At 55.6% G+C, this 11,967-nt stretch carries 11 protein-coding genes; 8 read left to right on the top strand and 3 right to left on the bottom strand.

All coding sequences use genetic code 11. The features are described from left to right. Positions 1 to 864, top strand: coding sequence for a carbon-nitrogen hydrolase family protein (locus tag KQX66_RS24180; protein WP_216795378.1), 864 nt, complete (start codon positions 1 to 3; stop codon positions 862 to 864). A gap of 34 nt (positions 865 to 898) precedes the next feature. Further along, complete coding sequence (locus tag KQX66_RS24185; RefSeq protein ID WP_216795416.1) at positions 899 to 1,561, top strand: GNAT family N-acetyltransferase; 663 nt, start codon at positions 899 to 901, stop codon at positions 1,559 to 1,561. A 36-nt stretch (positions 1,562 to 1,597) separates the two neighbouring features. Here the strand turns inward: KQX66_RS24185 and KQX66_RS24190 are convergent, their stop codons facing one another. Together KQX66_RS24190 and KQX66_RS24195 are read right to left on the bottom strand one after the other, a co-directional pair. Then, a complete protein-coding gene (locus tag KQX66_RS24190; RefSeq protein WP_216795379.1) occupies positions 1,598 to 3,481 on the bottom strand; it encodes an alpha/beta fold hydrolase in 1,884 nt (627 codons plus the stop codon). A gap of 78 nt (positions 3,482 to 3,559) precedes the next feature. Beyond that, on the bottom strand, positions 3,560 to 4,156 hold the full coding sequence (locus KQX66_RS24195) for a TetR/AcrR family transcriptional regulator (RefSeq protein WP_216795380.1): 597 nt from the start codon (positions 4,154 to 4,156) through the stop codon (positions 3,560 to 3,562). Positions 4,157 to 4,293: 137 nt separating this feature from the next. Here KQX66_RS24195 and KQX66_RS24200 point away from each other — a divergent pair, with 137 nt between their 5' ends. After that, positions 4,294 to 4,914 carry a superoxide dismutase family protein gene (locus tag KQX66_RS24200; protein WP_216795381.1) on the top strand — a complete coding sequence of 207 codons (621 nt, stop codon included), beginning with the start codon at positions 4,294 to 4,296 and terminating at the stop codon, positions 4,912 to 4,914. 59 nt (positions 4,915 to 4,973) lie between these two features. Here the strand turns inward: KQX66_RS24200 and KQX66_RS24205 are convergent, their stop codons facing one another. Then, on the bottom strand, positions 4,974 to 5,576 hold the full coding sequence (locus KQX66_RS24205) for a DedA family protein (RefSeq protein ID WP_216795382.1): 603 nt from the start codon (positions 5,574 to 5,576) through the stop codon (positions 4,974 to 4,976). 226 nt (positions 5,577 to 5,802) lie between these two features. Between KQX66_RS24205 and KQX66_RS24210 the strand changes: the two genes are divergently transcribed. The 5 genes from KQX66_RS24210 to KQX66_RS24230 all read left to right on the top strand — a co-directional run bounded on the left by KQX66_RS24210 (position 5,803) and on the right by KQX66_RS24230 (position 11,967). After that, positions 5,803 to 6,891: a DUF3900 domain-containing protein gene (locus KQX66_RS24210; protein ID WP_216795383.1), complete on the top strand. Its 1,089-nt coding sequence runs from the start codon at positions 5,803 to 5,805 to the stop codon at positions 6,889 to 6,891. Positions 6,892 to 7,291: 400 nt separating this feature from the next. After that, positions 7,292 to 8,944 carry a peptide ABC transporter substrate-binding protein gene (locus KQX66_RS24215; protein WP_216795384.1) on the top strand — a complete coding sequence of 551 codons (1,653 nt, stop codon included), beginning with the start codon at positions 7,292 to 7,294 and terminating at the stop codon, positions 8,942 to 8,944. Positions 8,945 to 9,037: 93 nt separating this feature from the next. After that, a complete protein-coding gene (locus KQX66_RS24220) occupies positions 9,038 to 9,973 on the top strand; it encodes an ABC transporter permease (protein ID WP_216795386.1) in 936 nt (311 codons plus the stop codon). A 2-nt stretch (positions 9,974 to 9,975) separates the two neighbouring features. After that, positions 9,976 to 10,905, top strand: coding sequence for an ABC transporter permease (locus tag KQX66_RS24225; RefSeq protein ID WP_253957408.1), 930 nt, complete (start codon positions 9,976 to 9,978; stop codon positions 10,903 to 10,905). 54 nt (positions 10,906 to 10,959) lie between these two features. Further along, the gene (locus KQX66_RS24230) at positions 10,960 to 11,967 is read left to right on the top strand and encodes an ABC transporter ATP-binding protein (RefSeq protein ID WP_216795387.1); all 1,008 of its coding nucleotides are present in this window, start codon (positions 10,960 to 10,962) and stop codon (positions 11,965 to 11,967) included.

Raw genomic sequence — 11,967 nt, forward strand, 5'->3', positions numbered from 1 at the left:
ATGAAGCTGAGAGTTTCGGCGGTACAATACCATTTGCATACGATTGGCAGCTTTGAACAATTTGCCGCGCAGGTGACGAGTTACGTCAGGACGGCGGAGGAGTTCGAATCGGACTTCGTGCTGTTCCCGGAGCTGTTCACGACCCAACTCATGTCCATAGGCCGGGGGGACGGGAGCGGCGAAGCGCTCCAGATCGGGGAGCTGCCGCAATACACGCGGCAGTATAAGGAGCTGTTCCAGGGACTGGCCCGCGAAACGGGCATGCACCTGATCGGAGGAACGCATATTATTGAAGAAAACGGCCGGTTGTACAATACGGCGTTTTTGTTCTACCCGGACGGCCGGGTCGCTGAACAGCGCAAGCTGCACATTACCCCGTGGGAAGTTAAAGGATGGAACATGGCGGCGGGCGATTCGCTGCAGGTGTTCGATACGGATAAAGGACGGATCGCGATCCTCGTTTGCTATGATATGGAGTTTCCGGAGATCGTCCGGATGGCCCGAGCGCGCGGGGCGGACGTTATTTTCTGCCCGTCGTGCACGGATGACCGGCACGCCTTCCACCGGGTACGCTATACGTGCCATGCCCGGACGATCGAAAACCAAATTTATGTCGTGGCAACCGGTACGGTCGGTTCGCTGCCGACGGTCGATTTTATGCGGGGCAATTTCGGGCAGGCTGCAATCATTACGCCGAACGATGTGCCGTTCCCGCCGGGCGGCTTGATGACGGCCGGAGAGATCAACGACGATATGATCATTACCGGGGATTTGGACCTTGCGCTGCTGTACGAGGTGCGGGAAAAGGGCTCCGTTACGACCTGGAGAGACCGGCGCACCGATCTGTATCCGGATTGGAAGTAAGGGAGGAACGCCCGTGGGCTCGTACCGGAAAGACATGTACGTATTCGACGGAGACCGTCCTGTTAAGGCAACGATTCGCTCATACACCGAACGGGACTTCGCTGGCTTGATTCGGATTCAGCAGGAAAGCTTTCCGCCACCGTTTCCTTCGGAGCTGTGGTGGAACGAGGAGCAGCTTGGGAATCACGTCGAACGGTTTCCCGAAGGCGCGCTCTGCGTGGAGATCGGCGGCGAACTCGCCGCATCGGTGACGGGCCTGCGGGTCGATTTCGATCCCGCGCATGTCGACCATACGTGGGAGGAGATTACTGACAGAGGGTACATCCGCAACCATAATCCGTCCGGTAACACGCTGTATATCGTGGACATATGCGCGCGACCGGCTTACCGGAAGCTAGGCCTCGGCAAATGGCTGATGCTCTCTATGTACGAGGTGGTCGTCGAGCTGAAGCTGGAACGGCTGCTCGGCGGCGGCCGGCTGCCCGGGTATCACCGGGTAGCCGGGGAAATGACTGCCGAAGACTACGTGCGCAGCGTATTGGAAGGGGAACGGAAAGATCCGGTGATGACGTTTCTGCTGCGGTGCGGCCGAACGCCGGTGAAATTAGTTACCAATTATTTGGAAGATGAAGAATCCCTGAATCACGCGATGCTGATGGAGTGGCGCAATCCGTTTCTCAACGCGAAACGGGGATAGGCTTACGGACGGGATAAACGCTTCGCAACTGTCCGGTTAAGTCTGCTCCGCCAGTAATTTCGCGGTAACGGCCGGATGCGAAACCGGGAACTGATGGCCGTACGAAACGAGCTGAGTCCCCGCCTGATTCCGGTATGCTTCCGGCAAAGCATAGGCGCGATCCTTCGTGCCCCAGATGACTGACGTATCGAGCGAGGCTGGAAGAACGGGCGTCGCCGGCTTTGCAGGCAGCTTCCGGTAAAGCGAATGCAGCATATCCGCGTTCGCCGCGGCGATGCGCGGGGAAGTCAAGCTGCGGACGACGGCTTCGACGTAGCCGCCCGGGATTTCCTCTGCCGCCGCAAAAACACCTTCCCGCAGCATCGTGTTTCGCATCGCCCGGACCGACATAAAGCGAAGGGCGGCGGAAGCCGTGCGGCGGGTGCCGCTGAGCGCGCGGCGCAATGCTCCAACATCGGGGCGGTGCAGAACGGGCTGAAGCAGCGCTAGCGTGCTGAGCTTCCCTCCCGCGGGCCCGTTGGCCGTTTCGAGGGCGATTCGCGCGCCGAAGGAGTGCCCGACCAAGCGGACCGGAACGGGGGAGTCCGCAATCGCATCGCTTACCGCTTTCGCGTAGCTTTCCAGACTGTGGCGGCCCTCCCGCAGCAAGGGCGAACGGCCGAAGCCCGGCAAGTCGAGCAGCCACACCGGGTTTCCAGTGCTGGCATGAAGATGCTCGGCGAGCGGTACGAAGTCGTCGGCGCCGCTCAGCAGCCCGTGCACGATAACCCAAGGCTCACCGAGACCTTCCCGCACAAGCGCGGCAAGGTCTCCTTTGCGTTCGCGGGACCAATGCGCAGGCTCCGACGCGCCTGGATGTGTAAGCCGGTAATCCAGATCGGCCACGACCATCGGCAGCAGCTCCATAACCTCCAGCGGCTTCGCTCCCATCCGTCCGATAAGCTTCTCCGTCGTTTTCGTATCGAACGACCGCTCCGTGATAAATGCAAGCGATTCGGCGGGAATGCCGGTCAGACGGCCGAGTCCGGTCTTCATGACACCGCGTAGCAGGGAAACCGGCAGCGCTCCCCGGGGAGCGGGGACGGCAAGCTCCCGGGCGATGAGATCGAGCAACTCCTTCATATTCGGGCCGGCTTCCTTGCGCCCCAGCATGTTGTAGGTGCCGCCCTCAGGCTTGGCTTCGCGGGCCAGATGGACGATTACGCCGGCCAGAGCGTCGTTGGCCACGAGCGGGACCCAATGGGAAGCGCCGCCCGGTACGACCGGCATCAGCCCTTTTCTAACCGCATGAACGAGGATGCCGAGTCCGCCGGTTTGCTCCGTTGCGCCTGTAGGGCTCGCCCCGACGACGGTGCTCGGGTTGACGACCGACAGCGGATAACCGTGCCGTAGCGCCTGCTGTCGAATGAGCAAATCGGCCAAAAACTTCATCCGTTCGTAAGGGCCTTCGCCTTTCATAAAATCATCCATGCGGAATACGTCTGCATCCGGGTCGACGTTCCCGTCGTGAATCGGGCTCATGTAGCCGACGACATGGATGAAATGGCGAAGCCCGCGCGCTTTATGAACCCGCTCCGCCAGCTCCGCAAGATGCCGTGAGCCTTCGAGAAACGTCCGCTGCGCCTTGGCGTTATCTAGTGTAATGCTCATCGGGCCTCCCGCATGAATGATGACATCGGCTTGCATCGCCCGATTGTAGTCGGCGGGATTCAACCCGAGGTTCGGCTCGGATAAATCGCCTTTCAAGAACTGAATCCGCTCCGCGGCATCGCCGCCGCCGAATCCTTGCTTGCTCAAAGCGGCCGCCGCTTTTTCCGGAGAACGGACCAATAGCAGCAGCCGTTCCTCACCCTGAGCCAACTGCTTCAATACTTGCTTCCCAATAAATCCGGTGCTGCCCGTAATCAATAAATCCGACATTGATGCTCCTCCTCATGACCTTATAACTAGTACTATCCAGTTCTAATTGAAGTTAAAAAAAGATGCTTCGCTAGCGAGCTAGTGAAGCATTTGGCAAAAGCCGCGTACCGTCGTCTCTATGACCGACAAATCTTTTGTCGTTTCGGCCAGTACGAGCGAGCCTTCCAGACAAGCGATAAACAGCGGGGCGGCCTGCTCGGGATCGAGCTGCTGACGGAATTCCCCTTTGGCGGCGCCTTGACGGAACAGCTTGACGAGCATAGGCTGCAGCTCGGTAAAAAATAGCGCGATCCGCTCTCTCACCGGCACCGCATTTTCCGGACATTGCAGATAGAGCGTCACGAATGGGCAGCCGCCATGGCCGTTCCGCCGGGCAATTCCTTCCGTTAAACCGTCCAAGAACATCATGATCCGTTCTTCCACGGACAGCTCGCTCCGGCTTAGCAGGGCGAATAAAGAACGCTCGTAGGACTCGGCCCAATAATTGACGACGGCGAGAAGCAATTCCTCCTTGCTTTTGAAATGGTAGTAAATATTCGACTTGGATACTTGGCTCTCCCGCATAACGTCGTCCATGCTCGTATACGAGTAGCCGCGAATAAGAAACAGACCGGCGGCCGTTTCAATCACATGCTGGCGGTTGGACGGCGGGGAAGTGGTTTTGTTCTTATTCATGATTAGAACTATACAGTACTATTGATTTGGAGTCAAGCCGCTTCCTAAAGCTGCCCCTGTTCCGGACGTTTATGGTCTCCGATTTTGGTAAACAATGGTCTAATGTAGCTTGCGGAACGTTAAGGAGGGAGCAATCTTTGGGAACGCGATGGAAAACTGCGGCAATTTCCGCTGTATCGCTGCTTGTGCTGAGCGGCTGTCAGCAAGACCTGCGGGCTTGGTTCGGACAGACCGAGAAGCCGCAGCACCGGCATGAACCGAAGCAGACGGAAGATAGCGCCGCCGTGATGGCGAATGAAGCGAAGGAAGCCGTTCATGTGGACATCCTTGGCAAGCAGGGAACGGCGATTGGAAAGGCCAAGCTGACACCGGCCGGCCCGGGAGGCGGCGTGCGGATCGAACTGGAAGCGGCTTCGTTGCCGCCGGGGCCGCACGGCTTTCATGTGCATGAGACCGGCAAATGCGAGGCGCCGGAATTTACTTCGGCTGGGGCGCACTTCAATCCCGAGGCCCGGAAGCACGGCTTGAACAATCCGGAAGGGCCTCATACCGGCGACCTTCCGAATCTCGAAGCGGATCAGCAAGGCAAGGTTAAGGCGGACTTTGTGGCCAAGCAGCTGACGCTGGAGGCAGGGAAGCCGAACTCGCTGCGCAAGTCCGGCGGCACGGCGTTCGTCATTCACGAGAAGGCGGACGATTTTAGAACGGACCCCGCCGGCAATGCGGGCGGTCGCATCGCCTGCGGCGCGATCCGGTAACTAAGCGGCGAATCGGCGGTTATAAATCGTACCGTCGATTCGTTTTTTTCATTCCTGGTTTATCGGGCGCGTTTAACCCACCGAAACAAGAGAAAGCCTGCCGCGGCGCAGCCCAAGCCGATAAAGAAAACCTTCAAATTGCGTTCGATCAGCATAAACATTTGCTCCCACTGCTCTCCGAAGATATACCCTACCGCAAAAAACGAAGCGACCCACAGTGCGGTACCGGCGTATGCATAGGTCACAACCTTGCGATAAGGGACGCGGATAATGCCGATAAAATACCCGAGGAACTGCCGGACTCCGGGAATAAAAAAGGCGATTAGCAGCAGCTTGTCCCCGTACTTGTCGTAATACCGGCGCGTTTTCTCTACATGGGACGGCTTTAGGGACAGCCATTTGCCATACCTTTCGATCAGCGGCATGCCCACCTTGTGCCCGATCCAGTAAGTCACCGTCACGCCGATGAACGCCCCCGTCAGCGCCGCGGCAAAGGCAGGGAGCCAGGAGAGCACGCCTTTGAAGGATAAATAACCGGTATAGGCCAAGGTGCTGTTTCCCGGAGGAATCGGCAGCGCAATAAAATCCAAAGGCAGACCGATCAGTAATACGAAATATCCGTACTGCTCAAACAACTGCTGGACGACTTGCAACAGGTTCATCTCTACCTCTCCTCATTACTCCATTCCTTTTATCATAGTAGATCTTGCGAGTAAATAAAACCCAAAGGATTTCTGAACGAAGTCCTAAATAAATCTGAAGGTTATCTTAAGCTTGGGGCGAGCGGGTTCGAACTTTTTGCCTCTATGACGGGGGGCGGCCTTGTAGTATACTAAAATTCGGCCTTTTTTACGGCTTGATTCAGATACGACAGAAGGGACGCTCAAGATGAGATTTGACGTGGACTATATTTCGTTTTTTGTCATTCAAGTGGACGGGGAAGACGGAACGCCGGGCAAGCGCAGCAAGCACTACGTCACCATGGACGGTGACGATTACGCGTCGTGCGAGCTCAGCGGATTTCTGGACGGCGAGTTCGCCAAGACGGCGAAGCGCAAGGCCGAGCGTCATGCCAAAGCCGATCAGGTGCCGACCAAAATCGGCCGTTTCGCGGTCGAGCCCGGATACGACCTGGACAGCAATCCGAATTACAACTTGTTCGCCAGATTGCGCGCCGCCGAGACGCTAGAGCATTTTAAGGGCCATGCGGACGAGCTCGTCACAACTTACATGGATGCCAGCGCGATTCGCGGCGGGGCCATGTTTATCGTGCGCGCAAGGCTCAGCCAATATTCCGACGAGCCGTTCTTGTTCGTGTTCAAATGCGACTTCGAGCAAAAGATCGCGCGCATTACGGACGAGCGGAGTCTGCTCAATAAAGTCGAGATGGCGATCAACGCCAAAAATATGAAGTCGATCATGTACCCTTTTATGCCGGAACCGGGGATGACAGAGCTGTGGGAGCTGAAAATCCACCAGTCGTCGCATGCACGGTACTTCGAGGATTTTTTGAAATACGTCGAATATGAAAAATCCGTGCCCGAGCTGATGAACGAGCAGGTGTTCGGCTTCGTGCAGCAGTATGTCGAAGAGGTATTCGAAGACCAGCCGGAAGCCAAAGAGCGGGAGCTTGAGGCGATGGAGCTGTGGGCGTGCAGCGAACAGCGCGAGCTGCAGGAGAAATGGGATCAGGTGCAGGTCATGGAAGCGACGTCCGTTATGGTCGAGCAAAAGCCCGACCTTGAAATGAAGCTCAAGCTCGGCCATATGTCCGTCCGCGCCTTGCTGGCCGATTTCGGCGACCGGCTGCATATCGCCAAGCTTGGCGACCGGTACGTCGTCGTGCTGGAGGGCGATTTGCAGTTCGACCGCGGAATTTCGCCGGTGGAGCTGCTGGCCCCCGAGCCGCTGGAATCGCTGATGGAACGGCTCAAGCGGAAAGCGGCGGAGGAAGAGCGCGAAGGAATTTATGCGTAAACGAAAGGGCTGTGCTCAGGCCGTTTCGTGGCAAACTAAGCTTGAGACAGGAAGAAAGAGGGAAGCTTGAACTACGGCTGACGCGGTTACGAACCGACGTCAGCTTTTTTATGAGGCTAATCGCGGCAAGCGGTCCGCAACCATAGAAAAACGATTGACTTCAAGCTGGAATCGATGGTAATATCTTCATTAAATTACTAACACGAAGGTAATAAAATATCAAAATGTAATCGCTTTACTCATCATTTTATAAGATTTACTTATTTAAAACACGGTTTTCCTAGTCTTTTATTAACGACAGTGGAGAAAATAAAGGAAAAAGGAGCAGGCCTACGGCTATTTTATCTTGGAAGCGCAAACAGGAATAAATTATCAATTGATCAATCCGGAGGCGTTTTACATGAAAAAATGGGCATTTTATTTCGTTAGCTTATTGTTACTGTTCAGCGTGATGTTGTCCGGCTGCAATTTTACCGGCGAAGCTCCCCAAGGCGCAGAATCGCCAAGCGGCCAACCCTTCTCGAAAGACGGGGAGCAGCCGTCAAGCGGAAAAGCAATCACCTTATCCGTGGAAACGGAGATTACGGATTTGAACCAATTTTCCGCATCCGACAATGTTGCCTTTGCCATCCTGAATAACGTCAACGAAGGGCTGTACCGTCTTGACCCCAAAAACGTGCCGCAGCCGGCGATGGCCAAAGGGGTCGATATTTCCAAAGACGGATTAACGTACACCTTTACGCTGCGCGATGGCGTGAAATGGAGCAACGGCAGCCCGGTGACGGCGGCGGATTTCAAATTTGCATGGCTCGGCTCGATGAAGCCGGAAACGTCGCTCAGCGGGTACGCCTTTATTTTGACAGATTATATTGAAGGCGGGGCGGAGTACGCCGAAGGCAAAGCGGCCGATGTTTCCGGCATTGTGGTGAAGGATGACAAGACGCTCGCGGTCAAGCTGAAAAATCCGACGCCTTTTTTCCTCCGCCTGGTTTCCTTTATTCCGTATTACCCGTTGAACGAAAAGTTCGTACAGGAAAAAGGAAAAGACTTCGCACTGAAACCGGAAAATTTGCTGTACAACGGGCCTTTCGTGCTCACCCAATTCGATCCGGCCAGCGGCGCGGTATTGGAGAAAAATCCGAACTACTGGGACAACAGCTCGGTGAACCTGGATAAAGTCAATATTAAAGTGGTGAAAGAAATGAACACCGCTTTGAACTTGTATAAGGTCGGGGAACTGGATCGGGTGAATTTGTCGTCCGCCGATGTGAGCGCTAACAAAACAAGTCCCGAATTCGGTTCCGACATCGAATTTGCGACGACCTACCTGCAATTCAACTTGAAAGCCGGCGACGTATCCAACCCAAACATTCGGAAAGCGCTTCAATTGGCCTATGACGGCAAGGTTCTGGAGCAGCTTTTGAATAACGGATCGAAGGGAGCCGTAGGATTGATCCCCGATCTTATGAACGGAGCGGGCGGCAAGTCGTTCCGCGATATACAGGGAGAGGTGATTGCGCCGGACGCCGCCAAGGCCAAGGAGCTGTGGGCTCAAGGGATGAAAGAGCTCGGTCACGCGCCGAAAATCAAGCTGCTGGTGTTGGATGATACGGTGAATAAAGATGTCGGCACGTTCCTGCAAAGCGAATTCAAGAAAAATCTCGGCGCCGAGATCGAAATCGAGTCGATGCCGAAGAAGGCCCGCAACAAGCTGATGGACGACAGCAGCTATCAGATGGCTGTCACCGCTTGGGGAGCCGATTACGACGACGCCATGACGTATCTGGATCTCTGGGTCAATCACACGCCTTATCGCGGGAACTACAACCATCCGAAGTACGACCGTCTGATTGCGGAAGCCAAGAAGGAAGCCGACGAAGCGAAGCGCGCAGAAATGCTGCTGCAGGCGGAAAAAATATTAGTCGGCGAGGACGCCGTCGTGGCGCCGTTATTTTATAAAGGCCACGCCTTCCTCCAGAAAAAAAATATCGAGGGACTTGTTTACCATCCCTATGGCGCGTCGTGGGATTTCAAATTTGCGGCCAAAAAATAACGATGAATCAGGAGAGGAAGCGGGTTCTTTCTCTCCTTTCCTGCAGGCCGACGTGGCGCGAAGGTGTGAAGATCGGTACAAAGAGGTGCTGGAATGAAAAAATATATCGCCATTCGGGCTGTGTACATCTTGATCACGCTGTGGATCATTGCGACGCTGACGTTTTTTCTCATGAAGCAGCTGCCGGGATCGCCGTTTGACGAGGAAAAATTGGCTTTGTTACCGGCTGCGGCCAAAGCGGAGATTTACGCCAAATACAGCCTGGATCAGCCGGTGTGGAAGCAATATGTGCATTATATGGGCAATTTGGCGCGGGCCGACCTGGGGACTTCCTTTTTCTATAAAGGCCGGCCGGTGCTGGACATTATGTTGAACCGCCTTGTTCCATCCGCGCTTATTGGCATCCAGGCGATTATACTCGGCGTTGCGCTCGGTCTGATCCTTGGAGTGGTCGCAGCGCTCCGCCATAATACGCTGTGGGATGCAGTCGCGATGTTCATTGCGGTAATCGGCGTATCGATTCCCAACTTCGTCTTTGCCGCATTGCTGCAGTATTATGTCGGAATGAAGTGGGGGCTGCTGCCGGTCGCTTTTTGGAAAAGCTATTCCAGCTCCATCATGCCCTCCATTGCGCTATCGCTGCTCGTTATCGCGCTGATTGCCCGGTTTGTCCGCAACGAAATGCTGGAAGTATTGCAGCAGGACTATATCGTACTGGCAAAAGCCAAAGGGCTCAGCCCGTTCGCCATCGTATGGAAGCATGCGATCCGCAATGCGCTGATTCCCGTCATCACGATTCTGGGTCCCATCACCGTGAACATTTTGACCGGCTCGCTGGTCATTGAAAGCATATTTAGCGTGCCGGGGATCGGCAGTCTGTTTGTCGATGCCATCAAAATGAACGATTATACGACGATTATGGGCGTAACGATCTTTTACAGCGCGTTTTTTGTGCTGATTGTGCTGATCGTCGATCTGCTGTACCGGGTCATTGACCCGAGAATTCGTCTGGCGGGAGGGGAGAAGTGACTATGCTGAATTACGAATCACGGGAGCTGGACCGCTTGTTCGTCCCGACCACCGTCGATCCTCACGAAAGCGAGAGCGTGTCCGGCCCTCCCTTGAACGCATTTCAGGAAAGCTGGCGGCGGCTGCGCCAAAACCGCGGAGCGCTCGTCAGTCTGTACCTTCTTCTTCTCCTCGGTCTCATGGCCGTGGCTGGCCCCTGGATGAGCCATTATACGTACTTCGATACGAACTACAGCGCCGCTTATCAAGGGCCGAACGCCGATCATTGGCTCGGCACGGATAAATTCGGACGCGACCAGTGGGTCCGAATTTGGCAGGGCACGCGCATCTCGCTGCTGATCGCCCTGCTGGCGGCGGCGCTGGATCTGTGCATCGGCGTCGCGTACGGGGCCGTCTCGGCGCTGCTCGGCGGCAGAACGGATACGATCATGCAGCGGATCACTGAGATTTTGGTCAGTGTGCCGAGCCTGATTGTCGTCATTCTGCTGATGATGGCGATGAAGCCGGGCATTTTTACGATCATTGTGGCGATGGTCATTACCGGCTGGGTCAACATGGCGCGCTTGGTGCGGGCGCAAATTTTGAAGCTGAAAGAGCAGGAATTCGTGCTGGCCGCCCGCACGCTGGGGGCAAGCAACTCGCGCCTGATCTTGACGCATCTGGTTCCGAACACGGTCGGAGTCATCGTCATCAATACGATGTTTACGATTCCTTCGGCGATTTTTACGGAAGCGTTCCTCAGCTTTATCGGTCTGGGGCTGCAGGAGCCCATGGCTTCGCTCGGCGTGCTTATCAATACGGGGTATCAGTCACTGAACACGAACTACTATTTGCTGTTGTTTCCGGCTCTGATCATTATTGCGATTATGGTAGGCTTCAATATTTTGGCCGACGGATTGCGGGATGCGCTGGACCCCCGAATGCGCAAATAGCCTGAAGCGTCATGTCCTGGACCTGTGAACGAGAGAACAAGGAGCGATACGAGGATGGAGAAAATTCTGGAAGTCAAGGAATTGGAAATTTCGTTCCAAATCTACAAGGGAGAAATTCAAGCCGTGCGCGGGGTCAGCTTCGAACTGGCCAAAGGGGAAACTCTAGCCATCGTCGGGGAATCGGGCTCGGGGAAGTCGGTCACGTCCAAAGGCATCATGCGGTTGCTGCCGCATCCGTTCGGGAAGATCAAGAACGGAAAGCTTTTGTTAGCGGGCGAAGACTTGATGGAGCGCTCGGATAAGCAAATGCGGGACATTCGCGGGGCCGAAATTTCGATGATTTTCCAGGACCCGATGACATCGCTTAATCCGACGATGACCGTAGGAAGTCAACTCATGGAAGGCTTAATGCAGCACCGGAAGCTCGGCAAACCGGAAGCGGCGGAGATCGCGCTGGAGCTGCTGAGGCAGGTCGGCGTCCCCAACCCGCAAGTGCGGATGAAGCAATACCCGCACCAATTTTCCGGAGGCATGCGGCAGAGGGTGGTGATTGCCATTGCGCTTGCCTGCGACCCGAAGGTGCTGATTGCGGATGAGCCTACCACGGCGCTGGACGTCACGATTCAAGCGCAAATTCTGGACTTATTGAAGGAGCTGCAGCGGGAAAAGGGGACGTCCATCATTCTCATTACGCATGATTTGGGAGTCGTCGCCAATATTGCTCACCGGGTGGCTGTGATGTATGCCGGGCAAATAGTCGAGACCGGAAAGGCGGACGAAATTTTTGTTGATCCGAAGCATCCGTATACCTGGGGCCTGCTCTCCTCGATGCCGAAAATTCATGAGCAGACCGAAGCGCTGCTGAGCATCCCCGGGACGCCGCCCGATCTGATCCGTATGCCGGCCGGCTGCGCTTTTGCCGCCCGGTGTCCATATGTCATGGAAGTATGCCGGGCTTTACCGCCAAGAACGAAGGCCATCACGGGAACACATCACGCTGCTTGCTGGCTGTTGGACGAGCGAGCCCCGCGTATTCAGCCGCCGCAAGGCGCAAGATCATGA

This window comes from Paenibacillus oleatilyticus, from assembly GCF_018998565.1.
GTDB lineage: Bacteria > Bacillota > Bacilli > Paenibacillales > NBRC-103111 > Paenibacillus_G > Paenibacillus_G oleatilyticus.

Coding starts and splice junctions, on each gene's coding strand:
- KQX66_RS24220 (WP_216795386.1), top strand. CDS start 9,038: ATGAAAAAATATATCGCCATTCGGGCTGTGTACATCTTGATCACGCTG.
- KQX66_RS24185 (WP_216795416.1), top strand. CDS start 899: ATGTACGTATTCGACGGAGACCGTCCTGTTAAGGCAACGATTCGCTCA.
- KQX66_RS24195 (WP_216795380.1), bottom strand. CDS start 4,156: ATGAATAAGAACAAAACCACTTCCCCGCCGTCCAACCGCCAGCATGTG.
- KQX66_RS24210 (WP_216795383.1), top strand. CDS start 5,803: ATGAGATTTGACGTGGACTATATTTCGTTTTTTGTCATTCAAGTGGAC.
- KQX66_RS24180 (WP_216795378.1), top strand. CDS start 1: ATGAAGCTGAGAGTTTCGGCGGTACAATACCATTTGCATACGATTGGC.
- KQX66_RS24230 (WP_216795387.1), top strand. CDS start 10,960: ATGGAGAAAATTCTGGAAGTCAAGGAATTGGAAATTTCGTTCCAAATC.
- KQX66_RS24215 (WP_216795384.1), top strand. CDS start 7,292: ATGAAAAAATGGGCATTTTATTTCGTTAGCTTATTGTTACTGTTCAGC.
- KQX66_RS24205 (WP_216795382.1), bottom strand. CDS start 5,576: ATGAACCTGTTGCAAGTCGTCCAGCAGTTGTTTGAGCAGTACGGATAT.
- KQX66_RS24190 (WP_216795379.1), bottom strand. CDS start 3,481: ATGTCGGATTTATTGATTACGGGCAGCACCGGATTTATTGGGAAGCAA.
- KQX66_RS24225 (WP_253957408.1), top strand. CDS start 9,976: ATGCTGAATTACGAATCACGGGAGCTGGACCGCTTGTTCGTCCCGACC.